Source organism: Salinivibrio sp. SS2 (assembly GCF_001722075.1).
Taxonomy (GTDB): Bacteria; Pseudomonadota; Gammaproteobacteria; order Enterobacterales; family Vibrionaceae; genus Salinivibrio; species Salinivibrio proteolyticus.
Genome location: NZ_MEBP01000064.1, coordinates 160,460 through 184,643 on the forward strand (window position 1 = coordinate 160,460; position 24,184 = coordinate 184,643).

At 47.6% G+C, this 24,184-nt stretch carries 20 protein-coding genes; 5 read left to right on the top strand and 15 right to left on the bottom strand.

What is annotated here, in order from left to right; all coding sequences use genetic code 11:
• Positions 1-30: 30 nt before the first annotated feature.
• Genes ccoP through ccoN form a run of 4 tightly spaced genes read right to left on the bottom strand, consistent with a single transcriptional unit; the run spans position 31 to position 3,253 of the window.
• Positions 31-1,011 carry a cytochrome-c oxidase, cbb3-type subunit III gene (gene ccoP, locus BGK46_RS06125; RefSeq protein ID WP_069587698.1) on the bottom strand — a complete coding sequence of 327 codons (981 nt, stop codon included), beginning with the start codon at positions 1,009-1,011 and terminating at the stop codon, positions 31-33.
• Positions 1,011-1,187: a CcoQ/FixQ family Cbb3-type cytochrome c oxidase assembly chaperone gene (locus tag BGK46_RS06130; RefSeq protein WP_069587700.1), complete on the bottom strand. Its 177-nt coding sequence runs from the start codon at positions 1,185-1,187 to the stop codon at positions 1,011-1,013. The genes ccoP and BGK46_RS06130 overlap by 1 nt, the downstream gene beginning before the upstream one ends.
• Before the next feature lie 13 nt (positions 1,188-1,200).
• Entirely contained in the window at positions 1,201-1,812 is a 612-nt protein-coding gene (ccoO, locus tag BGK46_RS06135; RefSeq protein ID WP_069587701.1) for a cytochrome-c oxidase, cbb3-type subunit II, read from the bottom strand.
• Positions 1,813-1,825: 13 nt separating this feature from the next.
• Positions 1,826-3,253: a cytochrome-c oxidase, cbb3-type subunit I gene (gene ccoN / locus BGK46_RS06140; protein ID WP_069587702.1), complete on the bottom strand. Its 1,428-nt coding sequence runs from the start codon at positions 3,251-3,253 to the stop codon at positions 1,826-1,828.
• 278 nt (positions 3,254-3,531) lie between these two features.
• On the opposite strand from ccoN, the gene BGK46_RS06145 reads away from it, so the two are divergent.
• Positions 3,532-3,954 (top strand): hypothetical protein, encoded by a 423-nt coding sequence (locus tag BGK46_RS06145; RefSeq protein WP_069587704.1) that lies wholly within the window; start codon positions 3,532-3,534, stop codon positions 3,952-3,954.
• 84 nt (positions 3,955-4,038) lie between these two features.
• Here the strand turns inward: BGK46_RS06145 and BGK46_RS06150 are convergent, their stop codons facing one another.
• Positions 4,039-4,533, bottom strand: coding sequence for a hypothetical protein (locus BGK46_RS06150; RefSeq protein ID WP_139130739.1), 495 nt, complete (start codon positions 4,531-4,533; stop codon positions 4,039-4,041).
• Between the two features lie 200 nt (positions 4,534-4,733).
• Here BGK46_RS06150 and BGK46_RS06155 point away from each other — a divergent pair, with 200 nt between their 5' ends.
• Together BGK46_RS06155 and BGK46_RS06160 are read left to right on the top strand one after the other, a co-directional pair.
• On the top strand, positions 4,734-5,924 hold the full coding sequence (locus tag BGK46_RS06155) for an FIST signal transduction protein (protein WP_069587711.1): 1,191 nt from the start codon (positions 4,734-4,736) through the stop codon (positions 5,922-5,924).
• Positions 5,925-5,926: 2 nt separating this feature from the next.
• Positions 5,927-8,050, top strand: a complete 2,124-nt coding sequence (locus tag BGK46_RS06160) for a hybrid sensor histidine kinase/response regulator (RefSeq protein ID WP_069587713.1) — start codon at positions 5,927-5,929, stop codon at positions 8,048-8,050.
• A 291-nt stretch (positions 8,051-8,341) separates the two neighbouring features.
• Here the strand turns inward: BGK46_RS06160 and BGK46_RS06165 are convergent, their stop codons facing one another.
• Positions 8,342-8,632 (bottom strand): DUF3634 family protein, encoded by a 291-nt coding sequence (locus BGK46_RS06165; protein WP_069587715.1) that lies wholly within the window; start codon positions 8,630-8,632, stop codon positions 8,342-8,344.
• A 59-nt stretch (positions 8,633-8,691) separates the two neighbouring features.
• The gene (matP, locus tag BGK46_RS06170) at positions 8,692-9,141 is read right to left on the bottom strand and encodes a macrodomain Ter protein MatP (protein WP_069587717.1); all 450 of its coding nucleotides are present in this window, start codon (positions 9,139-9,141) and stop codon (positions 8,692-8,694) included.
• A 196-nt stretch (positions 9,142-9,337) separates the two neighbouring features.
• Here matP and BGK46_RS06175 point away from each other — a divergent pair, with 196 nt between their 5' ends.
• Both BGK46_RS06175 and fabA read left to right on the top strand, forming a co-directional pair.
• Positions 9,338-10,993: an AAA family ATPase gene (locus tag BGK46_RS06175; protein WP_069587718.1), complete on the top strand. Its 1,656-nt coding sequence runs from the start codon at positions 9,338-9,340 to the stop codon at positions 10,991-10,993.
• Positions 10,994-11,061: 68 nt separating this feature from the next.
• Positions 11,062-11,577, top strand: coding sequence for a bifunctional 3-hydroxydecanoyl-ACP dehydratase/trans-2-decenoyl-ACP isomerase (gene fabA, locus BGK46_RS06180; RefSeq protein ID WP_069587720.1), 516 nt, complete (start codon positions 11,062-11,064; stop codon positions 11,575-11,577).
• Between the two features lie 222 nt (positions 11,578-11,799).
• On the opposite strand, the gene rmf is transcribed toward fabA, so the two are convergent.
• From rmf to BGK46_RS06215, 8 genes are all read right to left on the bottom strand, one after another.
• On the bottom strand, positions 11,800-11,970 hold the full coding sequence (gene rmf, locus BGK46_RS17135) for a ribosome modulation factor (protein ID WP_077456710.1): 171 nt from the start codon (positions 11,968-11,970) through the stop codon (positions 11,800-11,802).
• Between the two features lie 182 nt (positions 11,971-12,152).
• Complete coding sequence (locus tag BGK46_RS06185; RefSeq protein WP_069587723.1) at positions 12,153-14,075, bottom strand: ABC transporter ATP-binding protein; 1,923 nt, start codon at positions 14,073-14,075, stop codon at positions 12,153-12,155.
• A complete protein-coding gene (locus BGK46_RS06190) occupies positions 14,062-14,316 on the bottom strand; it encodes a glutaredoxin family protein (RefSeq protein WP_069587724.1) in 255 nt (84 codons plus the stop codon). The genes BGK46_RS06185 and BGK46_RS06190 overlap by 14 nt, the downstream gene beginning before the upstream one ends.
• A 2-nt stretch (positions 14,317-14,318) precedes the next feature.
• The gene (gene rlmKL / locus BGK46_RS06195; protein WP_069587726.1) at positions 14,319-16,457 is read right to left on the bottom strand and encodes a bifunctional 23S rRNA (guanine(2069)-N(7))-methyltransferase RlmK/23S rRNA (guanine(2445)-N(2))-methyltransferase RlmL; all 2,139 of its coding nucleotides are present in this window, start codon (positions 16,455-16,457) and stop codon (positions 14,319-14,321) included.
• 658 nt (positions 16,458-17,115) lie between these two features.
• Positions 17,116-17,670 carry a cell division protein ZapC gene (locus BGK46_RS06200; protein WP_069587728.1) on the bottom strand — a complete coding sequence of 185 codons (555 nt, stop codon included), beginning with the start codon at positions 17,668-17,670 and terminating at the stop codon, positions 17,116-17,118.
• Positions 17,671-17,827: 157 nt separating this feature from the next.
• Positions 17,828-18,841, bottom strand: a complete 1,014-nt coding sequence (gene pyrD / locus BGK46_RS06205; RefSeq protein WP_069587729.1) for a quinone-dependent dihydroorotate dehydrogenase — start codon at positions 18,839-18,841, stop codon at positions 17,828-17,830.
• Between the two features lie 61 nt (positions 18,842-18,902).
• On the bottom strand, positions 18,903-23,723 hold the full coding sequence (locus tag BGK46_RS06210) for an NAD-glutamate dehydrogenase (RefSeq protein WP_069587731.1): 4,821 nt from the start codon (positions 23,721-23,723) through the stop codon (positions 18,903-18,905).
• A 185-nt stretch (positions 23,724-23,908) separates the two neighbouring features.
• Positions 23,909-24,127, bottom strand: a complete 219-nt coding sequence (locus BGK46_RS06215; protein ID WP_069587733.1) for a DUF2835 domain-containing protein — start codon at positions 24,125-24,127, stop codon at positions 23,909-23,911.
• Positions 24,128-24,184 lie beyond the last annotated feature (57 nt).

Consider the following 24,184-nt stretch of genomic DNA (forward strand, 5'->3'; position numbering starts at 1 on the left):
TGAACAGGGGCTATGTTCACACGTAAGTGTTTATTTTACTTCAGTATTACTCAAACGCCAGACATAAGCAGAGAGCAACTGAATTTTTTCTTCACCGAGGATGTCTTTCCACGCAGGCATCACACCTTGACGACCATAACGAATAGTGTCTTCGACTGCACGGCGAGAACCGCCGTATAGCCAGACGTTATCGGTTAAGTCAGGTGCGCCAAAGGCAGGGTTACCTTTACCATCCGTGCCATGACATGCAGCACAGACAACAAAGCGCGTCTTACCTTTTGCGGCCATTTGCGCGTCAACCTTCCTACCAGAAAGACTTAAGGCATAGGCTGCGACTTCTTTCACGCCATCTTCACCCATGGTGTCTAACCATGCTGGCATATTACCTTGGCGACCATGCATCAAGGTTGCCTTGATGGTTTGAGGTTCACCGCCGTATAACCAAGCTTCGTCGGTCAGGTTAGGGAAGCCCGCTTGGCCACGCGCATCAGAACCGTGGCATTGTGCACAGTTTTGAATAAACAAACGCTGACCCACTTTCAGGGCTTCTTCATTATCCGCGATTTGCGTGATAGAGCGAAGCGTTTTCCCGTCTTCTTGGAAAGCAAGCTTACGGAAAGCCTCACCAAACACTTTATCTGCGGCTTCTAGTTCCATCGCGTATTGGTTGATGTGCTGCGCTTCTTGCGCTTTCGCCATCAATTCACGCGACTCCTCGACGCTTCTTATATCCTGATAAGAACTTTTCCAGCCTAGAACGCCGGCGAAGTTACCCAGACCTGGATACAAGATTAAATAACCAATCCCGAAAACTAACGTGGCCCAAAACATATAAGACCACCACTTAGGAAGTGGGTTATTCAGCTCACGAATACCGTCGTAGTCGTGACCCATATCATCACCTTCGGCAACACCCATTTTATCTTTGGTCGTCCAAATGATAAGAGCTGCACAACCTGCAATGGTGCCGAGTACGATGATTGTTACAAAGAGACTCCAAAACGTACTCATTAGCGATTATCTCCTGTCTTGTCTTTGGACTTATCCTGGTCCTCATCGGCGAACACCAGATTGGCCGCATCATCAAAGTGCTTCTTGCGGCCTTTGCTGTAAGCCCAAATAACGATCCCAATGAAGCTAACAAATAGGACTACTGTCCAAATACTATGAAAGGTGCCGATATCCATAGGCCCTCCTTTTTTACTTCATTGCATGACCGAGTGACTGAAGATATGCAATCAGTGCTTCGATCTCTGTTTTACCTTCTACTGATGCCTTCGCATTCGCGATGTCCTCATCAGTGTATGGCACACCGAATTGGTCGCGGAACAGCTTCAATTTAGCAGCAGTGGTTTTCCCATCTAGCTTGTTTTCTGCCAGCCAAGGGAAACCTGGCATATTTGATTCAGGAACCACATCCCGGGGGTTAATCAGGTGGACACGATGCCATTCATCAGAATAGCGACCACCCACACGTGCAAGGTCAGGACCTGTACGTTTAGAACCCCATAAGAACGGGTGCTCCCAAACACTTTCACCAGCCACTGCATAATGGCCATAACGCTCGGTTTCTGCGCGGAAAGGGCGCACCATTTGACTATGACAAACAGTACAACCTTCACGCACATAAATGTCGCGTCCTTCCATCTCTAACGCTGTATACGGACGAAGGTTATCTACCGGTTCAGTGGTTTGCTTTTGATAGATCAGCGGAGTGATCTCTACCAGCGCACCAAAACTGATTGCAACGATAATCAAAATCGCAAGCAGACCGGTATTTTTTTCAACGATTTCGTGGCGATTGGCACTCATTTATTCGTTCTCCTTATACCGCAGGCTCAAGCGACTTCAAGCTAGCTTCTGGCGCACGAATGGTCTTGTACGCGTTGAAAGCCATCAGGAACATCCCTGAGAGGAAAATTGCACCGCCGATAAAGCGGACGAAATAGAACGGATATGAGGCCTCTAGTGATTCCACAAAACTGTAGGTGAGGGTGCCGTCAGTATTCACTGCACGCCACATCAAACCTTGCATCACACCAGAAATCCACATTGCCACGATATATAACACCGTACCAATGGTGGCTAGCCAGAAGTGCACGTTAACCAGTGACACGGAGTACATGCGTTCTTGACCAAATAGCTTTGGAATGAGGTGATAAATGGAACCGATAGATACCATCGCAACCCAACCCAAAGCACCAGAGTGTACGTGACCAATAGTCCAGTCGGTGTAATGTGATAGCGCGTTCACTGTCTTAATCGACATCATTGGGCCTTCGAACGTAGACATGCCGTAGAACGACAAAGATACGATCAAGAAGCGCAAGATTGGGTCATAACGCAGTTTATGCCAAGCACCAGACAGGGTCATAATACCGTTGATCATGCCACCCCAAGAAGGAGCAAACAGAATCAGTGACATCACCATACCCACAGACTGGGTCCAGTCAGGCAGTGCTGTATAGTGGAGGTGGTGAGGCCCAGCCCAAATATACAGTGAGATAAGTGCCCAGAAGTGAACGATAGACAGGCGATATGAGTACACTGGACGACCTGCTTGCTTAGGCACAAAGTAATACATCATACCTAGGAAACCAGCCGTCAGTAGGAAACCTACCGCGTTGTGTCCGTACCACCACTGCACCATGGCGTCGACGGCGCCAGCGTAGATAGAGTAGGACTTCATCGGTGAAACGGGGATCGCCATGCTGTTGACAATATGCAGTACAGCAATGGTTAGGATAAAGGCACCGAAGAACCAGTTCGCGACGTAGATATGAGAGGTCTTACGTTTAATTAATGTCCCAAAGAACACAATCGCGTATGCCACCCATACAACAGCGATAGCGAGGTCAATTGGCCACTCTAGCTCTGCGTACTCTTTCGAGGTGGTATATCCCATAGGCAGCGAGATTGCTGCGGCGATAATAATGGCTTGCCAGCCCCAGAAGGTAAACTCTGCTAACTTCCCTCCGAATAACCGTGTTTGACACGTACGTTGTGCAACGTAGTAAGACGTTGCAAACAGCGCACTTGTACCGAATGCGAAGATCACTGCATTAGTATGCAATGGACGCAAACGGCTGTACGTCAAATACGGAATATCAAAGTTCAGCGCAGGCCACACCAACTGAGCGGCAATAAGTACACCTACGGCCATGCCCACGATACCCCACAAAATAGTTGTAAGAGTAAATAAGCGGACAACGCGGTAGTTGTAGTCTTGTTCAAGCTGCTTAACTTGGCTCATATTGCATGCTTCCACTTTTTGGTTAACTACACTCACGTTTGATACGGACGAAGCCTCCGCTCCGTCTTGTTACATACCATCACAAAGTAAATCGCATGTTGCGTACGGTTTTTAACCGCTTTCTTCGCTACGTTGCTATTTCTTTGTAAAAATGGCATTTTCGGTCAGAATCATACTGTAGATATTGGGCGAAAAATAGGGGCTAACCCACACACTCAGTACGGCTTACCTCTCTTTCTTATAAAACTTTGACCTCTGTAACACGGAAAATCCTAACTATGGCAGCAGAAAAGCTAACTAAAGGGCGACTCGCGCAAATACTCGTCATGCTTACACTTTTAGTCTCCGCATTTGTGTGGCGAACCCTTTTTTATTCGCCGGGACTAACCAGTATAGACTGCGACGATGGTGAAGGAGTTTGTGGCACGTCACATTCACCAAAATTGGTTACTTATCAATGGAGGCAAGGAAAAGGTAATCTTATATTTTCTTTAATATCAGATAGAAAGCCTCATTCGGCCTATTGGTCAACACAAGGGAAACAAACTCTAGAAATCCCGCAAACGGTGACAGAGACGGACACTGGCTATCAGGTTACTTGGCAATGGAAATCTAAGAACAAGCAAGTTGGTTACGAGGAATTTGTTGTTGTCATTGATCAGTATCAATTTAAATTTAATTACCTAAAAGACACGGAATAATATGCGTGTTAATTCAATTTATAGCTTTTTAAGTCAATTTATTGGTCATAGCGTTCATTATTGTAGGACTTCCTCACCTAAGGTTTAAAAGTCCAAAACAAATGATTGATTATAAATCAATTTTGAGTCATCACTCATAAGGAATGTTGTCATGGATGACAATATTTTGCACTTTTCACCATCTAGCAACGACTCATCATCAGTGTTAATTGTGTGATCCGACTTGAAAATAACTCTGTTAAAGCGTTTCATGCTTTCTGTGTCTAATTTGTATTCGGCGCCAGATCGCTTTTCGGAGTGGATAGCGACAAATACAGGTTCTTGAATACAGACCGCCATCAAGGCACGCCATCCCACTGCAGATAAATAGGCCTCACCATACTCAGGGATCAAAACAGCACCATGAAGAGGACCTATTTGCCGACCGCATTCTTCCAACACTGTCAGGGTTTCACGCTTAGATGGTTGCGTTTCACGAAAGCGAGCACGAGGCTCATCCGCAACAATGTCCAAGCCATTGGATATTCGATGATCGATAATGATAGGGATAAAGCCTTGAGCGGCAAGTTGATGGGACAAAACGGCACCAAGTTTACAGGCCCCACCAAGCAGTGCGATAGGTCGACAGTCCATGTTTTTCGTCTATCCATAATAAGGTTGGATTTAGGATACGCGAGATAAGGTGCAATTTCAGCCACCTAAAGCGATGAATTCAGCGCCTAATGTGCGTATCATGACTATCCTTACTCATTAATGTGTCATTAAAACATACGGATTGTATGAAAATAGCGACAGCACATACACGATTGAGCGATGCGGACCAAGCGGCACACGCACTCGCTCGTACGTTAAAAGCACGATTAACTGCGCCGCAGCTCTTAATGGTGTACTTTACCGAGCAGTATGACGCCAACCAGCTGCGAGAGACACTCACTGAACTGTTTCCTGACGCCCAAGTGATCGGCTGCTCAACTTGCTGTGGTGTAATGACACAAAGCGGCTATATCGAAGGCCCGTCGATTGCAGTATGGGCGTGCAATGATGAAAAAGGTTGCTATGGTTCAGCTTTGGTGCCGCACGAATCCCATCGACAAGTCGCTGACTCCGCGCGCATCGCCCTAAATCAAGCGATTGAAAACAGTGGCCGATGTGGCGAATTACCAAAACTCATTGCACTCCATAGCACCCCAGGTGAAGAAGAACATACATTGGCCGCGATTCGAGAAGAACTGGGGGTCGCGGTACCGGTGATCGGGGGCTCTGCCGCCGCGGATAGCGTGCAAGGGCAATGGTGTCTTTTCGATAGCCAACGCACTGCAGATACCGGGATCGCAATTAGCGTATTTTATCCGTCCGCAAGAGTCAGCTATTCGTTTCATTCCGGCTACGCAGCTACTCAGCGTAGTGCAACGGTGACCGATGTAAGAGGGCGTCAATTGGTGAGTCTTGATCACCAGCCCGCAGCAGAGGTCTACAAAGCATGGTATGAGGCTGAAACCGGCATCGCCTTCGATACGCAACAACCGGTTTTTACGCAATCCACATTGTATCCGTTGGGAACGCAAACCGGCACGATTCATGGTCTACCTTATTACACATTGGCGCATCCAATGGCAGTTAATGAACAAGGCCATTTAGAGCTATTCTCTCAGCTTGAGGTCGGTCAATCGGTGTATCTGATGTCTGGTACCAGCGAAGGATTAGTCGCACGCGCTAGTCGAGTTGTCGAGTCAGCCAATGATCATGCGTTGCGGCAGCCTGAACCCCTAGGGGGATTAGCGATTTACTGTGCAGGATGCATGCTGCATGTCAAAGACAAGCTAGAGCAGGTGGCTCACAATATTAATATTGCGTTATACGATGCGCCTTTCGTTTGTCCGTTTACCTTCGGCGAGCAAGGCTTGTTCAAAGGTGGCGAGTTGTCTCACGGTAATTTAATGATCTCAGCTGTGCTATTTCACAAGGATTAATCATGGCGTCGCAACGACTCACTGCGTCTGCTCGCTCAGACTCAGAATCGCTTCAAGAAACATTGTTTGAACTCAGTCGCGTCGAGGCAAGAGAAAAGCGCCTGCGTGAAGAAAACGATGCCATCTTATCTGCGATTTCAGCAATGACAGAAGCGACGACGAAAACGGATATCTTTGCTTCATTATTGGGTGTGATCCGTCGCTATGTCAGTTTTGATAGCGCCTTAGCTTTGAGCCGCAATCGAGAAACGGAAGACGCCTTCCGCTGCCTCGTAGCAACAGACAGTTCTCTGGAAACCGTGACTTGGCAAACGGGGGAGGTATTTCGTCGTTGCGTCCGCGGTGAAACAGTCGCGATTTATAAGCCAGGATTGGTCAAAGAGCTGCACTGTTTAACTCACCAGTATGCAGGATATATCAATGGAACAGCACTGATCAGTGGCCTGACTGTTAACGATAGTGAAGTTATGTTGGTCTTGCTGTCGCATCGCCGCGATTCATTCAACGACGAAGCCCAGCAAGTGTTAGACAGATTTCGTCCATTAATCCAACGGACGATTATGGATATCGATTATCGTCACCGCCTGCATACGCTGGTTGGGATCCGTACCCAAGAGCTCAATGCAAGTCGTCAACGGTTTCAAGATTTTGCCCAAACAGCCAGTGATTGGTTTTGGGAATTGGATAATAGCTTTCATCTAACTTACCTTTCTTCACCTTCAACCGATGCGGATATCGATCCGGAAGCGCTACTTAATAAAATCAAATCAGACACGGCGCTTAAAGCACGCTTAGAGCGACTCATCCGTCACGAGAAAGCATTCAGTGATATTGAATGGCATATGCGTGCTGGTACAAATGATTACTGGGTAAGTTTGTCGGGCCGCCCCTTCTATAATAAACGGGGAGAGTTAGTGGGGTATCGCGGCACAGCCAAGGATATTACCACCACCAAGCGTCGTGTCGAAGAACTGCAACAAGCACGCCAACAAGCAGAGCTAGCCAATAATGCGAAGTCGCAATTTTTGGCGGTGATGAGTCATGAAATACGAACCCCATTAAATGCGGTGCTGGGCCTTATTGACGCCCTGCAACATTCTTCGCTCAATGCCGATCAAATGGCGTGGGTAGGGCAGATGGATAAATCGGCTCAGTTGCTCTTAACGCTGATTAGTGATGTGCTTGATCTATCGAAAATTGAATCCAATCGCTTTTCACTGTCTCCCTCCGTTATGCGCCCCAATGACAGTGTCACAAATGTCTATCAGCAATTGGTTGATCGCGCCGATAAAAAACATATCTACTTATCAATGTCGGTTTCATCTGTGGTTCCCGAGACGATTTTTATGGATGAAAATCGCTTTACACAGATCTTACTGAACCTCATCGGTAACGCACTCAAATTTACTGATCGTGGTGGTGTCACCGTGTCTCTTGATGCCGAACAGCACACGCTGGTGCTATGGGTGAAAGATACCGGCATTGGCATCGAAAAAAACCAGCTCGCAAGGATCTTTGATCCCTTTACTCAAGCAGACGGCAGTATCACACGCCGTTTTGGCGGGACGGGATTAGGGCTGTCTATCTGTAAGAAACTGGTTGAAATGATGGGCGGGACCATCAGCGTGCAAAGCGAGCTAAACCAAGGAACAGATTTCTGTGTCCGTTTGCCCATTATTGCGCCTCCCGATGGCGCATTACCGCCGGAACAACTAGAAAGGGACGCGTATCATCACGATTTCGTACCGCCGATGACGATTTTAGTGGCCGAAGACAGTCGCGCCAACCAAATGGTGGTGAGACTCATGCTGGAAAAGCAAGGTCATCGAGTCATTCTGGCATCCAACGGTGAAGAAGCTGTTCACCATATTCAGCAACGCCTCGATGATTTTGATTTAGTGCTCATGGATATGTCGATGCCAGTGATGGACGGCATTGCCGCTACCAAGGCCTTACGGATGGCTGGTTTTAACAAGCCAATCATTGCTTTAACAGCCAACGCGATGGATGAAGATCGCCGCCGCTGTATTCAAGCCGGCATGAACGACTTCGTCACCAAACCGGTCAGAGCAGAAAGCCTCCATGCGGTACTCAGTGACTACCAGCCCAGAGTACATACCGAGTAACTCGTGCTAACGATTGCGAGGTCTAATTACAATGAGTTGAATCGGTTTATACCAAGTTGGGATAATCAGATTAAAAGAAGTGGTAATTAGCTATTTTATGGTAAATAGCTAATTACGTTTAATGACATGGATAAAGTAGAGAAGAGCATTGTTAAGCGGTAGATGCCACAATCAACCAAACATCATATTTAACATAATCTATATAATGCGCACTTGGGTTTAATGGTTAACACAGAGGCGACGTGTTGATTATCGCCTCCAACAGTCATGTTATTTGAGCGAAAACTAGCACTATTTGAATGATTGATGTGGAAAAACGTTTTTGATGCGCTGCTGTGTACGACTATCGATGCTGCGTGACATGACCAATTTCGCCGGCTTAAAACGGTTGCTATACACTTTAACGGTTCCGGTAAATGGATTTCGTTTGGCAATTTCTTGGCAATCATGCAAGAAACCTTTTGGCACTTTGCCTTTGTGACGAACAAGCTGTCCATCTTTAAATGCGATGACAATCAAAGGTCTATCAATCAACATAAACGCGAGAAAAATCGCGAACGATATAAATAAAAAATAACCCATAATACTGCTCTAACTGCTCCAGAGTCAGACTCTTGCTGTGAATGCAATCTGTCCAACGGCTACATATCGAGTAAGTTGCTCAAATCTTTCTTCAATGCATCAACTTGCTTGCTTGCGCTCTCTGTACGGTTTGCCTCGGACAGCAAATACTCGATGGTATCGGATAAGGTCGCGTCTAGCTCATGTGCTTTTTGTGAGAGCCGTTCCCAAACCCGGTAATCCAAATCAATTGATTTTTTACGAGTGTGTTCTTGCTCGGCATTAAAGTGACGCTTTCGCTTGGCACGAATCGCTTGTTTAAGCTTATTATCGAGCGCTGGCGACATGTGCTTTTCAATCCATTGATTGACGCGGGTTGGCTCATGCTCAATCGCCATTAACGCATCGATAGCCGTTTGTATTTCGGAACTATCAATGTATTTTGTGACGGTGTCACCATCTTTCCATTTTTTGACTAGATAGGTCCATTTCCAGCCAGCTTCGAGGTTTTCGAGTTGTTGATATTTCATATGCCCAAGCTTTGATCACGCCGATTGGTGACAGCGTAACACCAACTGTCAATCTGTTCAATTATCACACATAGTAAAAGCGGCGTATCGATCCCCTGCCCGTCGTTTACCGGTGTGCCCATGCGAGTATGCCTATTCGCCCAGTGTGTTATCCTTTATACTCGTTTCATTCTAATCCTAGTCAGTAATCATAGACATGCATGAAGTTGATTGGCGTGATGCCAAACCACATTATTCTCAGTTTACCCCAGCAATTGCTCAATTTGAGACATTGGAAGCGGCTGAGCTATTCTCACTCCAATCTCGACTTGGTCGCGCGTTCCGGTGGCTAATGACACCAGACTGTCCAACACAGTGCTTAGTCGTCATGTCCTCTGATTTACCGGGCTATCTCTATGCGTACCAGGATGCGTTAACCCAAATTGATGCACGTACCCCCGTGATTGTGGGTGAAAACATCACTGAGACATCACTATTCGGCTTTGCTTATGATGAAAATAAAAACGTTACAGCGTCACAAAAACAATTTGGCTTAATTCATCAAGCTCATCAAGGCGCCATCATTCTTAAAATCGCAGATGTGCTTCAACAACCACGTGTTTGGCTTCGTTTGCGTCAGCTACTCGCCACGGGTCGCTTACCCTGGCAAACAGCACGTGCCGATCAACTGACCACATTGCCCGATGAGGCGCTCAGCGTCCGAGTGATACTGGTGGGCGATCGACAATGGTTAGCAGATTTTGAGACTCATGAACCTGACTTGTACGATGGTATTGCCGCATTCGCGGAGTACGAGCAAGACATTGAAGTCAATGAGAACAAGATTGAAGCCTATCTTGCTTGGCTAAAAGGCATTGCAAATCAGTTAACAGATAAAAGCATCACTGACACTGCCATTGTCCAACTGATGCAAGCGGGAGCGCGAGAAAGCGAAGCCCAGCACCGTATGCCTTTGTGCCCAGTGTGGTATCAGCAGCTGCTTGGCGAAGCACTTATGCATGCTGAAAACCAATTGGACGGGGACGCAATTGCTAAGGCATTAGCAGAGCGCTATCAACGTGCCGCCTACTTACCCGAGCGAGCGATTGAAGACATCCATAAAGGCCAAGTATTTATTGATACTCGCGGTGAACATATTGGCCAAATCAACGGTCTCACTGTCATAGAAGTTCCCGGCCACCCCATGAGCTATGGTGAACCGGCACGTATTTCATGTGTTGTACACTCTGGCGACGGCGACATTGCCGATGTGGAACGCAAAGCGGAACTCGCGGGTAATATCCATGCCAAAGGCATGATGATTATGCAGGCCTTTGTTAGCGCCGCACTCAATCTTGATGAACCATTGCCCTACTCAGCGTCCATTGTGTTTGAGCAATCTTATTGTGAGGTCGATGGTGACAGTGCTTCCTTGGCAGAGCTGTGTGCTTTTGTTAGCGCGCTTTCCTTGCAACCTATCAATCAAGCTATTGCGATTACGGGTGCTGTCGACCAGTTTGGACGAGTGCAAGCCGTGGGAGGGATCAATGAAAAAATCGAAGGCTACTATCAAGTTTGTGCGCATCGTGGCTTAACTGGTCAGCAAGGCATTGTATTACCGAAAACAAATCTATCGTCGCTCTGCCTACGCCAAGATGTCGTGGATGCAATAAAAGCCGGTCAATTTCATATTTGGGCAGTTGATGATGTCGAACAAGCGCTTCCTATCGTGACTGGGCTCCCATTCTCAGGAGACGAAGGCGAAACATTACTTGGCAAAATTTCTGACAGGATCGATCACTTTCATAATGGTGAAAAACAAACCTGCAACACTTTGTTTAGCCGATTAAAAAACTGGTTGGGCCAGTACTGATCCGAGTTGTTTGGCGTACACGTGTACGCTAATCTGCTCGCAATTGAATAAGGAGCAGTTTAGATATAATGAAACGCCAAAATTCCTATAACCGTGAAGACCTTCTCGCCTCTAGCCAGGGTGAACTATTTGGCCCTGGCAGACCGCAACTCCCCGCGCCTAACATGCTAATGATGGATCGCATTGCTGAAATCACCGAACAAGGTGGAGATTTCGATAAAGGGGTCATCATCGCCGAGCTCGATATTAATCCTGACCTTTGGTTCTTCGATTGCCACTTCCCGGGTGATCCTGTGATGCCGGGTTGTTTAGGTCTTGATGCGATGTGGCAGCTTGTGGGATTCTTTCTTGGCTGGGTTGGTGGCGAAGGTAAAGGACGTGCGCTTGGTGTGGGTGAAGTCAAATTTACCGGCCAAGTACTTCCTACTGCTAAGCAAGTACGCTACGAAATTCACATGAAGCGAGTGATTAACCGCAAGTTGGTGATGGGTGTGGCTGACGGACGCGTGCTTGTCGATGGAAAAGAAATCTATGTCGCCAAAGACCTGAAAGTGGGTTTGTTTCAAGATACATCTGCATTCTAGGCCATACTGTCTCTCCATATTTCTCCAAGCCGGCATCTCGCCGGCTTTTTATTATCCTCGACTCGCTTTAAACAGACTTGTGAATTGAATTTAGTGATTTAGCTTAATGGGAACTCGTTAGGTATGACTTATCTTTGCTTAAGATATAAAGTTATAGTGCATTAAGTGGCTAAGAAAAAGGCCTTACCCAAACGATAAGGCCAAAAACATGGTAACAAATGATTACTTCATCATTTCAGATTTATTACTTCTGCCTTCACGCCAGCCACCAAGCCAGTGGCTCCTTGCATCCGTTTGTTGGTAAGGACATATATCAGACGATCGACCGTTGATACCTGCTTGGAAGCCTTTTGACTGTGCACGTTCCAAACGATCTCGCTTCTGTCTTTTCATAGAGTCGCCCTCTTTATTCCATCTTATTCAGTGCTACTTGCTATCGCAAGGATGCTTCTGTCCGTGACGTTTTTATGAAGCATCCTCTACAGCTTCGATCATGATTATTTTTTAATCAAGACATATCGCACCAATGACAATGAAATTGTGAGTCGTGCCCAAGCCTATTAGTGACAGCGTCACTATATATCTTGCTGCATGGCCTCTAATTCTTCCCACCGTTCAAAGGCTTGCTCCAATTCTTGCTCGGCTTCCGAGAGTCTTGTGAGCTTTGGCTGAGTAACCTCCTGACTTTTTGAGAAAAATTCAGGATCATTCATTTCTGTTTGTAGGCTGTCTATTTCGGCTTCTAGCGCTTCAAGCAGTGCTGGCAAGGCCTCAAGCTCTCGTTGCAATTTGTAAGATAACTTACGAGGTTTACCTTTAGGTTTTGCCGTCCTTTGTTCAGTATCTTGGGTGTTTTTTACACTCTTGGGGTCGGATTTTGACGGTGTGACCGCTTGCAAAAATTGCTCACGCTGCTGTTGTGCATCATGGTAGCCGCCTACAAACTTATTGATGGTTCCATCGCCTTCGAAAATCCAGCTATGTGTTACGGTATTATCAACAAAATGGCGGTCATGGCTAACGAGCAACAAGGTGCCTTGGAATTGCGACAGCAAGTCTTCGAGTAGCTCCAAAGTTTCAATATCAAGGTCATTGGTTGGCTCATCGAGAACCAATAAATTAGCTGGCTTTAAAAAGAGTTTCGCCAGCAATAGCCGGTTCTTTTCACCGCCAGATAGCGCTTTGACCGGTGTTTGAGCTCGTCGAGGATGGAATAAGAAATCTTGTAAATAGCCCATCACATGGCGTTTACGGCCGCCAACGTCTACTTCGGTTTTCCCACCCGCCAAGTTGTCGATCACGGTTTTTTCCGGATCGAGCTTTTCTCGGTATTGGTCAAAATAGGCGACATCTAACTTGGTGCCAACGTGCAAATGGCCACTGTCAGGCTCGAGTTGCTGAAGCATGAGCTTTAATAGCGTACTCTTTCCGCACCCATTGGGACCAATCAATGCAATGCGATCGCCTCGCATGACGGTAAAGCTAAAGGGCTTAATCAAGGGTTGCTCTTGATAGGTAAAGCTGATGTTCTCAGCCTCAAAAACAATCTTACCGGAACGGGACGCATCATCGAGCTGGAGATTTGCGTTACCCTGTAACTCAACCCGACTGGCGCGCTCTTGTCGTAGCGCTTTTAGCGCACGCACTCGCCCTTCGTTACGCGTTCTTCGCGCCTTGATGCCCTGTCGAATCCACGCTTCTTCTTGCGCGAGTTTCTTATCAAACTCGGCATTTTGCTCCGCTTCAACGCGCAGGGCTTCCTCTTTGCCTTCGAGATACTTGTCGTAATCACCGGGCCAAGAAGACAGCTTACCTCGATCGAGATCTAAGATACGCGTTGCCATGGCTCGAATGAAAGAACGGTCGTGAGATATAAAGACAATGGCGCCTTTAAAGTCTTTTAAAAACTGTTCGAGCCACAGGATGGTCGATACATCAAGGTGGTTTGTTGGCTCATCAAGCAACAGAACATCAGGCTCACAGACTAACGCTCTCGCCAGTGCAGCTTTACGTTGCCATCCTCCCGAGAGCGCATTTAATGCGGTGTTGCCGTCTAAACCTAATGCGCCTAATACCACCATAATCTGATTGTCGAAACGCCACGCGTCTGCATGGTCAAGAGCTTCTTGTACACGCGCAAGCGCGGCAATGTTGCGATCACTAGGATCGGTTTCGATCGTCGCGATCAACTGGTGGTATTCCTTGAGTTTCGCGCCCGCCTCGGCCAACCCTTCGGCGACATAATCGAAGACAGTACCATCGCTGTCGCGCGGCGGATCTTGCTCAAGACGCGAGACTTTTAATTCAGATTGGCGTTGAATCGAGCCATCATCCAGTTGAACTTGACCGTCAAGCACCTTCATCAACGTCGATTTTCCCGCGCCGTTGCGTCCCACCAAACATACGCGTTCGCCCGGTTGTAAAATAAAGTCCGTGTTGTCGAGTAGAGGATTATCGCCGTACGCTAACTGTGCGCCGGTAATTTTAATCAATGCCATGTTCTATTAACCAAGCCTGTAATTGTGTTGAATCGAATGGCCAGCCAAGCTCTGCCCTCACCTGTCCTTCCGGCGTCAGCACGGCAATCACAGGAATAGTGACGCCGTAACGCTCAAATAGCCTATCATCGAAGGCGATATCTTGGGTGTTTAGGGGCGTCTGGCCCCCCAACGACTGATAGAGTTCATAGGCTTGCTCACAGAGGTGACAGCCTTCCGTGCTGTAGAGCATTAATGCCATACTTAGGCCTCTTGGTGACGAATGATCCAACAGTTATGAATATGAGGATTGCGCGCGAAATCTTCTGGTATCGAGCGCTTAGTTATATTTTCAACGCGTAACCCAGCTTCAGCCAGCGCGCCGGTATCCATTTTGAAATGGCGTTTGTTGTTAGAGAAAATGATCTCACCGTCTGGGCGAAGCCGCTCTTTCAGTGCTAACAAAACATCAACGTGATCGCGCTGAACATCAAACGTCGTGTTCATGCGCTTGGAGTTAGAGAACGTCGGTGGATCAATAAAAATCAAGTCAAACTGGCGATCTGATTGGCTTATCCACTGCAAACAATCGGCATTCTCAAATTGATGTTGACGACCCACAATGCCGTTGAGCTTCATATTACGTTCGGCCCACGCCAAATAGGTTTTGGACATGTCGACCGTGGTTGTTGAACGAGCGCCCCCAACCGCCGCGTGGACGGACGCACTGCCAGTGTAGGCAAAAAGGTTTAACACGTCTTTACCCGCCGCTTTCTGGCCAATGAGTTTGCGCGTCGGGCGATGATCGAGGAATAAGCCAGTATCGAGATAGTCGTAAAGGTTCACTTCCAAGGCAACCCCATATTCATGGACCGTCATAGTGCGTTCGCCTGCCGCCAGCTTCTGGTACTGGTTATTGCCTTTTTGTTTTTCGCGGGTTTTGAGGACAACTTTGTTGACGTCAATTCCGGTCACCACGATCGACGCTCGAACCATATCAAGCAAGCGACGACGCGCTTTTTCTGGTTCAATCGTCTTGGGCGCGGCGTACTCTTGAATCACTAGATAGTCACGATAGCGGTCAATGGCCGCTTTATAGTCCGGCAAATCCGCATCGTATAGGCGATAGCATTCTAACCCTTCTTTTTTCGCCCATTTATCTAACTTGGCCATGTTTTTACGCAAGCGATTGGCAAAGTCGGGCGCGACATCCGTGCTCCCGAGCGCCTCTTTATCCTGATCGGATCGGGGCTTCTCGCCACGCGCAGTAATGCCGTATGTTTTCATTACACAATCGATCGCACCATTGCGTAACTTAAACTTGTCATCCGCGCGCATACGCAAACAGCTCAGCAACTCCTCAGAGCCTGAATACAGTGATACCTGATTGCCGACAAAAGCCTGCTTGAGGTGATCGCCGAGTTGGGTATATAGCGCAATCAAACCTGGGGTTGTGCCAAGACGCTCACCATAAGGTGGGTTGGAGAGAATATGGCCGCCAGTAAAGTCTTCAGGTGGCGTAACTTGGGTGGCATCGGCCACGTCAAACGTAATCAGTTCACCAACCCCTGCGCGTTTCGCATTTGCCCTTGCCGTCTCAACCACCCGCGGGTCATTATCAAAGCCAAAAAAGCGGGTTTGGCACTGACTCACGCCACGTTTTGCTTTAACGCTCGCTTCAGCTTTAATGCTCTTCCAAGCGTCACTGTCGAATCCAAGTAATGATTCAAACCCCCAACGTTTCCGTTTCAAGCCCGGAGCCACGTTCGCCGCAATCATTGCCGCTTCAATCACCAACGTGCCTGAACCGCACATCACATCCATAAACGGTTGTTCAGGCTGCCAACCACAACGTTTTACCAGTGCAGCAGCATGGGTTTCACGCAATGGCGCAGCACCAGCTTGTGTACGATATCCGCGTTGGTGCAAACCACTGCCAACCATATCGATACCCAGCAAGCCCTGCTCTTTAGATAAGCGCATGTGAATACGTAAATCGGGCTGCTCGCGGTCGATACTCGGTCGAGGGAAGTTCATTTTTTCAAATTTATCGACGATAGCGTCTTTTACTTTCAGCGCACCGTATTGGCTGTTGCGGATTTCACGGTTAGTCCCGTTAAAGTCGACGGCAATACGCTGACTGGAATGAAAGTAATCCGGCCAATTGATGGCGGTGGCGCCGAGATAGAGATCCATATCATCGCGCACCGTAAACTCACTCAATACCAACACAAAGCGAGAAGCAATACGGCTCCATAAACAACACTGATACAGGGTTGCGTCGTCGGCTTTAAATTTCACGCCTGCGTGAACTTGTTTGAGGTTGGTGGCACCGAGTTGTTCTAGCTCTTGTGCAAGCAAGTGCTCGAGGCCTCGAGCGGTTATCGCGAGATAGTGTTTCATTGGTTCTCTACACCCTTGGGGCGTCATTTATCAAATTGGCGCCGATTATACATCAAACTGAACCTACTCGTGGGATTAAGCCACATCATCCACATTGATTGTTGAAATAATCACCACTGCTTTGTTTCTGATAAGAATCAATCCAACCAAGAAAACTGTTTCCATCAAGACACAATTGTATCTGTCCGCAATCAAGGTCTGTTTCCAAATAGAAACACCAGCATGAATCCTTCGTGGCAAGGGTTGGCGGCGACTCTATATAGCCATTGGTAAGCATTCACTATGAACAAAACTCGCGCAAACAAGGCAATCGTGTTTTTAACTAGACGCATTAAATCCCATCAGGCAACAATAATACCCGCCCAAATTGGTATAGACCAGAAAGCATGTTTAAAAGCGTATAGCACGGGAAAATAGGAAGGAAACGGTAATAGATTGCCGCAATAACGGTGTTTTTTAAGTCAGATTGGCCCCATAGTGGTACGACTTTTCGCACGAATTTTGTTCAATAAGTAGATATAGATCACATTTTAATCGTCAGGCTGTTCGTCAATAGAAACGAATTTAGCCAAAGAAGCGGAGAAAATTCATGAATGATGAACGGAGATTATGAGAGGTAGGAAGCAAATAAAGCGTGGGCTGGTACCAAAAATGGTACTCAGCCCACTAACGCAAATCGACCTTTTCGGTTATTTGTTTGAGGTATGAATTGAGATAACCGGTCGTTCATTACTTTAATCGCACCACAAAACGCCAAGGTTTTATTGTCGCTAAGCTGAAAATCGACCTCACGAGCGAGCATGCACAATGAAGCCGAGCCTGCGTTTTCTATGATTAGAAATGGCGCCCTATCACCCGCTTGGCTTTGAAGCTCTACAACCTGCCCACACTCAGGTGCTGAGAGCGGTTCAAGCTGAGGGTCAAAAAACCAACTTTTCGGTAAGATAGGTTTGTGGAAGCGATAGGCTGCCACTGCGTTCAAAGCGAGTTCGGCTCGCCGAGGAGCCGACAAATCGAGGCATGACAGAGTATCTGTCATGCTCTGAAAAAGGGATGCGTCCTCTACAGAGAATGGGGACTCAGAGAACGCATCGGGGATGAGGTGTTTGGCACTGATGGCGACGCGAAATAGCATGTCATCGCCCAAATCAAGCATTAGCGATTCCGACTCAGTGTCGAAATACCATGTCCATGCATTGTTAGGTTTTAACATACTCAGCTCCCGCGACGATACATCTAATGGGGTATCTGGCTTTGCCAAACGTGCCACATTCCCGAAGTGTAATGGCTTAAGGGCAAAAAAAAAGGGGAAGAAACCTTCCCCTTTTCGCGTTAAAACCTTTATTTTTTATACAAAATTTTAGTGATGGTTAGATATTGCGTACTAATTGCTTCACTAAACCCGGACCGTGATAAATCAGTCCAGTGTAAACTTGTACCAGTGCAGCACCCGCTGCCATTTTTTCGCGAGCCGCCATCACCGAATCAACCCCGCCGACCCCAATAATGGGTAAGGCACCCTCTAGGGCTTGGTGAAGACGGCGAATAACCTCGGTGCTCTTCAGTTGAACAGGTCGACCACTGAGGCCACCCGCTTCTTGGTAATGTGGCATACCGTCAACCAATGCGCGATCTAAGGTCGTGTTCGTCGCGATCACTCCATCAATTTGATTTCGCACTAATGTTTGCGCAACTTGCTCAATTTCCTCTTCAGTCAGATCAGGTGCTATCTTGACCGCAAGCGGCACATACTTGCCCTGCTCTTCACTCAAGCGCGCTTGTTCCGCTTTCAAGGTACTCAGCAATTCATCTAGCGCTTCACCGTATTGCAAGCTTCGCAGCCCAGGCGTGTTGGGAGACGAGATATTCACCGCAATGTAATCGGCGTGCGCATATACCTTTTGCATACAAATGACATAGTCATCCGTGCCTTTCTCAATCGGCGTATCTTTGTTTTTGCCGATATTGATACCGAGGATCCCATCAAACCCTTTGGCTTTTTTAACGTTTTCAATCAGCGCATCCACACCCAGATTATTAAAGCCCATGCGATTAATAATCCCTTCTGCATCTTTGATGCGGAACAATCGCGGCTTATCATTTCCTGGTTGTGGCCTTGGCGTCACCGTTCCGACTTCGACAAAGCCAAATCCCATCGCTCCAAACGCTTCTATGCACTCACCATTTTTATCAAGCCCTGCGGCAAGACCAACGGGGTTTTTGAAGTTGAGTCCCATAACGGTAACAGGACGAGGAGGAAGATGCTGAGAGTAGATAAAACGAAGGGGGGTCGAATGAAAACGGGAAAGCGAGCTGATCGTTAAGTCGTGTGCTTTTTCTGGATCCAATTGAAAGATTGCCGGTCTGGCGAGGCGGTATAGCATTATCCCTCCTAATAAAAAAGCCCCGTTATAAACGGGGCTAGATTATTGCGTTATTACTGCTTTAATTCAAATTTAAAAGCGATAATTCACGCAGCGCAACTGAGAATTTTGCAAATTCATGGACCGAGCCGACTTTGAACTCATCCACGATACTGCGCCAGCGGCCCAGAATCATGGCATGCTCTTCCATCCATGCGTCGAGTCCCGCTTCTGCATCTTGTTTCGGATCCATTTCTGAAACAATACGCGCAGTCAGCAAACGTTGCTGCCAATCCAAATCTTCTCGGAATGAAGCACGCGCCAGAGCCTGCCAGTGGTTGTCGACCGGTTGGTTGTTGATTTGTTTCAAGAACCAATGCAACGATAAATTATCACCCAGCACATAGTATAAGCGTGCCACCAGCTCGAACGGTTTATCTAACTGCTCGGATACTTGCGCCAAGTCGAGGCCCGAGAAGATGCTGGTCAAACGACACACTTTGCTTGCCAACTCATCAGGTACCCCCGCTTTGCGCAGTTTCTCCGCCTGATCATCGTGTTCTTTAATCTCACTGTCGACCAAGTAGCTATCCAAGTTCGCTGCCAAGTTTTGTAACGCGGGACGATAAAACGCCACTTGCGCTTCAATGCTCTCGCCTTTGCGTTTGTTGCGAAGCATCCAGCGGGTCGCGCGACGCAACATGCGACGACAACGGAACAAAATATCGTATTGAACGGACGCGCTCACTTGGTTATCCAATGCGCGAACATCATCAAATATCTGTTCGAAACCAAAGACTTCGCGAGCAATCGCATAAGATTTAGCGATGTCACTAACACTGGCACCGGTTTCGTCTTGCATACGGGTGATAAAGTTAAAGCCCATATCATTCGACATTTGGTTCGCCAGCACAGTCGCAATGATCTCACCACGCAGTGGGTGCGACTCCATCTCTTGACGATAGTGACGTTGTAACTCTTTGGGGAAATAACCGGGGAGCAGTTGGCCAAAGTGACTATCTTGCGTCACCTCATCGACCACCAGCTGATCTTTTAACACCATTTTGCCATATGCAACCAGCACGGCAATTTCTGGACGTGTTAAACCATTTCCACGTAAGTTACGTTCCGCGAGCGTTTCATCATCAGGTAGATACTCAAGCGCACGGTCTAACTTGCCCTCTTTCTCGAGATAATGAATGAAGCGGATCTGCTCTTTGAGCAACGACGCTTGCTGGTTGTGCGTAACAGAGATAGATTCACTTTGACTGTAGGCATCTTCCAGCACAATCTCAGAAACATCATTCTCCATTTTCTCCAGCAGTTGATTACGCTTTTTCAAGGTAAGATCGCCGGATGCCACCAAGCCATTCAATAGGATCTTGATGTTGACTTCGTTATCCGAGCAATCAACGCCACCCACATTGTCAATAAAGTCAGTATTAACACGACCACCTTTTAGTGCGTATTCAATACGTCCTAATTGCGTCATGCCGAGGTTACCGCCCTCACCGATAATGCGCGCGCCCACTTCCTTGCCGTTAACACGTAATCCGTCATTTGCACGATCACCCACTTCTGTATGGGTCTCGTTTGCGGCTTTCACGTACGTCCCGATCCCGCCATTCCAGAGCAGATCCACTTTGGTTTGCAGGATCTGCTTGATCAAGTCGTTCGGCGCCATGGATTGCTTACGCGTACCCAATAGCTTTTGGATCTCTGGCGTCAAGGTGATGGATTTCGCACGACGAGAGAAAACGCCGCCGCCTTTTGAAATCAGCTTACTGTCATAGTCTTCCCAACTAGAACGAGGCAAGTTGAATAAACGCTCACGTTCTTTCCAACTTTTTGCGGCATCCGGTTCTGGGTCAATAAAGATATGCATATGGTTAAAGGCCGCGACCAAGCGAATATGCTTAGAAAGCAACATGCCATTACCAAATACATCGCCGCCCATGTCACCAATGCCGACACAAGTAAAATCTGTCGTCTGGCAATCGATGTCTATCTCGCGGAAATGGCGTTTTACCGACTCCCAGGCCCCTTTCGCGGTAATGCCCATTTTCTTATGGTCGTAACCATTGGAACCACCAGAGGCAAAGGCATCCCCTAACCAGAAGTTATATTGTGCTGAGACACTGTTCGCCAAATCAGAGAAGGTTGCCGTGCCTTTATCCGCCGCAACCACCAGATAAGCGTCATCATCATCATGGCGCACCACCTCATTTGGCGGGGTTAGTTCGCCCTCGATGATGTTATCCGTAATATCCAACAGGCCTTGAATGAAAATACGGTAACAGCGTTGACCTTCTGCAAAGATCTCATCGCGACCGGTAAACTGGTGTTGGCGTTTACAGACGAACCCGCCTTTCGCGCCTACCGGCACAATCACGGTATTTTTAACCTGTTGCGCTTTAACGAGGCCAAGCACCTCGGTACGGAAGTCTTCTTGACGATCTGACCAGCGCAAACCACCCCGAGCGACTTTCCCCCCGCGCAGATGCACACCTTCCACATCGGGTGAGTATACGAAGATCTCGTAGGCTGGCACCGGTTGAGGGATCTCGGGAATGTCTGCAGGTTGCAATTTTAACGATAAATACGGCTTATCCAGACCATTCTCTGGGTCTTTTTGGAAGAAGTTGGTGCGCAATGTCGCCAACATCATTTCCATATAACGACGGATAATCCGATCGTCATCCAGACTTTCCACTTGCTCAAGCGCGTCTTCGATCTGGGCGATCAATTTGTCTTGCGCACGCTGGGTATTCTTCGCCGCCGGATCAAATCGTTTGTTAAACAGTTGAACCAGCAAACTCGCTAGATCAGGATGGGACGCCAGCGTCTCTTCAATGTATGCCTGACTAAACGGAAAACCGACTTGTCGCATATAACGCGCATAGGCACGAAGGATAGTCACTTCACGACCCGATAGTCCTGCATTCAAGACTAAACGGTTAAACCCATCGTTATCTAACCGTCCGTGCCAAATATCAGCGAAGGCCTGCTGGAAACGATCCCGCGCTTTCGACAAGTTGAAGGCTGAACCGGCACTGTGCAACATCGAGAAGTCGAGAATCCAATAGACGTCACCATGACTGGTTTCGACTTCATAGGGCGATTCACCAATGACACGCAGACCGAGGTTTTCCAACATCGGCATCACATCGGATAAGTGAATCGGCTCACCTTTTTGGAACAGTTTCAGGCTCACCGCATTCGAGTGATGACTCACCTCTTGTGGACGATAGAACAACATGTCCAACTTATGGTCGTCACTTAAGCCTTCCAAACGTTCAATATCAGCCACCGCAGAACCAGGCAACATCGCTTCTTTATAGGAACGAGGGAACGCGCGTAGGTAACGCTTCGCGATCGGCGTACCTCGGTTTTCGCCAAAGTTGGCAATCACCGCTTCTTGTAAACGGTCATCCCATGATGAAGCCGCTTCGGTAAGGTTTTGCTCAATCTTTTTCACATCAATATCGAAGTTGTTATTATCGACCCGCACAATGTAATGCGTGCGTGCCAATGGGCTTTCAGAGAAGAAGGTGTTGAACTCAACATCCTGATCAGAACCAAAGTACTGCTGGAAAATACGTTGCGTCTGACGACGGAATTCCGTGTTGTACCGCTCACGCGTGATATACACCATACATGAGAAGAAGCGGCCAAACGGATCGCGACGGACGAACACACGCAGCATGTCACGGTCTTGCATTTGCACGACGCCCATACCGACATTACGCATTTCATCTTCGGTCGCTTGGAACAGCTCATCACGCGGATAGTTTTCGAGGATGTTCGCCAGTGCTTTCCACGAATGTGACTCTTGATAGAAGCCGCTGTTATCCAGAATTCGGCGTACTTTATTGCGTAATACCGGAATACTGGAGGTCGATTGGTTATACGCCGATGACGCGTAAAGCCCCGTAAAGCGGTGCTCACCAATCACATTTCCCTGCGCATCAAATTTTTTGATGCCGATATAGTCAACATAGGCAGGTCGGTGCACACGCGATTTCGCATTGCTTTTGGTCAGTACCAATAGCTCTTTCTTTAATGCCGTTGCACGCGCAGACTCTGGCATTTCCGACAAACGCACCACATTCGGTGATTTATGCTTTTTGGCCAGACCGAGTGCATCGCATTCACTGGAGGCGCGAAGCTCATAGTCACCTTCAACGGCCACAAGGTCAAAACACTTGTAACCCATGAAGGTAAAGTTGTTTTCGGTAATCCAGGTCAGAAATTCAATCGCTTCTTGACGGCGCTCATCATCAAACGGCAGCGCGGCCTCTTTCAGTGATTTCACCAAAGACAGCATTTGCTCGCGCATTGGCTGCCAATCATTCACGACCATCACCACATCGGTCAGCGTTTCATGGAGCTCTTTTTCCAACGCTGCCATTTCAGCATCTTCTGACATCTTATCGATTTCGATGTGGAAAGTGCTTTGGAATTGGCCGTTCTCACCGCTGATCTCAACCACATCACCTTGTTGGTTTTTCAACGCTTTCACAGGCGTGTTTAGCATCAGGTGTGTCGTGATCCCCAATCGATTGAGGGCCATACGGACGGAATCTACCAAAAACGGCGCATCCGGGGCGAGGATTTCGACAATGGTATGGGTTGATTGCCAACCGTTTCCACTGAGGCTGGGGTTAAAGACCTTAACGAATATTTTATCTTGTTCGAATGTGTTGAGGTGGTGCCACATGCTCATCACGGCACCATAGAGATCTGATTCATTGCGTTCCTGCAAATCATTATCAGAAATTTGACCCAATATCCTTTTGGCTAATGCATCGACGAGTGGCTGTTGAGTATCATCCAGTTTATCGGCAATCAGTTGATAAACTTTCTCAAGTAACACCGGTACTATAGGGTCACGCGAGGTCATTCTGGAACTCCGTAGTCCTTTTTTAGACGTTATCTTTGTAGTAAGTATTAGAGGTAAACATTGCGTTAACATACGCACTGCCTAGTGTAAGGCTTGCTACACAAAAACGTTATATCTAAACAGCTGGATTTATACGAATTTCGCGAGAATGTGACTGGTGTAGCTATTTCCTTAGCTACGTTTGGTTAGGCGATGCGCTCGAGAGAACGAAAGCGATTCTCCTCATCGGTGGTAAGTTTAAAACGGCCTCGTATACCGAGTTGTGAGAGATAAGGACGAAAACGTGCGGCGGGAATTTGCAAGCGTAATCCCTTGTCGGTAGTGACCACCACACTCGACGCGGCGCCACTGTAATAGAGCTGATACTCTGAATAGGAAATATTGACGTTAAAACGATAATCCATCGTGTTGATACTCAGTCATTTTTTCTCTGCGACAGGGTAACATCGAGTAGGGTGAGG

Bases quoted from the DNA above. Each gene is read 5' to 3' on its own strand.
- BGK46_RS06130 (WP_069587700.1), bottom strand. From the start codon at position 1,187: ATGGATATCGGCACCTTTCATAGTATTTGGACAGTAGTCCTATTTGTT.
- BGK46_RS06210 (WP_069587731.1), bottom strand. From the start codon at position 23,723: ATGACCTCGCGTGACCCTATAGTACCGGTGTTACTTGAGAAAGTTTAT.
- BGK46_RS06185 (WP_069587723.1), bottom strand. From the start codon at position 14,075: ATGGCATTGATTAAAATTACCGGCGCACAGTTAGCGTACGGCGATAAT.
- rmf (WP_077456710.1), bottom strand. From the start codon at position 11,970: ATGAAAAGACAGAAGCGAGATCGTTTGGAACGTGCACAGTCAAAAGGC.
- ccoO (WP_069587701.1), bottom strand. From the start codon at position 1,812: ATGAGTGCCAATCGCCACGAAATCGTTGAAAAAAATACCGGTCTGCTT.
- BGK46_RS06200 (WP_069587728.1), bottom strand. From the start codon at position 17,670: ATGTTAAAACCTAACAATGCATGGACATGGTATTTCGACACTGAGTCG.
- rlmKL (WP_069587726.1), bottom strand. From the start codon at position 16,457: ATGAAACACTATCTCGCGATAACCGCTCGAGGCCTCGAGCACTTGCTT.
- fabA (WP_069587720.1), top strand. From the start codon at position 11,062: ATGAAACGCCAAAATTCCTATAACCGTGAAGACCTTCTCGCCTCTAGC.
- ccoN (WP_069587702.1), bottom strand. From the start codon at position 3,253: ATGAGCCAAGTTAAGCAGCTTGAACAAGACTACAACTACCGCGTTGTC.
- BGK46_RS06155 (WP_069587711.1), top strand. From the start codon at position 4,734: ATGAAAATAGCGACAGCACATACACGATTGAGCGATGCGGACCAAGCG.
- BGK46_RS06145 (WP_069587704.1), top strand. From the start codon at position 3,532: ATGGCAGCAGAAAAGCTAACTAAAGGGCGACTCGCGCAAATACTCGTC.
- BGK46_RS06190 (WP_069587724.1), bottom strand. From the start codon at position 14,316: ATGGCATTAATGCTCTACAGCACGGAAGGCTGTCACCTCTGTGAGCAA.
- BGK46_RS06165 (WP_069587715.1), bottom strand. From the start codon at position 8,632: ATGGGTTATTTTTTATTTATATCGTTCGCGATTTTTCTCGCGTTTATG.
- BGK46_RS06160 (WP_069587713.1), top strand. From the start codon at position 5,927: ATGGCGTCGCAACGACTCACTGCGTCTGCTCGCTCAGACTCAGAATCG.
- matP (WP_069587717.1), bottom strand. From the start codon at position 9,141: ATGAAATATCAACAACTCGAAAACCTCGAAGCTGGCTGGAAATGGACC.
- BGK46_RS06215 (WP_069587733.1), bottom strand. From the start codon at position 24,127: ATGGATTATCGTTTTAACGTCAATATTTCCTATTCAGAGTATCAGCTC.
- ccoP (WP_069587698.1), bottom strand. From the start codon at position 1,011: ATGAGTACGTTTTGGAGTCTCTTTGTAACAATCATCGTACTCGGCACC.
- pyrD (WP_069587729.1), bottom strand. From the start codon at position 18,841: ATGCTATACCGCCTCGCCAGACCGGCAATCTTTCAATTGGATCCAGAA.
- BGK46_RS06175 (WP_069587718.1), top strand. From the start codon at position 9,338: ATGCATGAAGTTGATTGGCGTGATGCCAAACCACATTATTCTCAGTTT.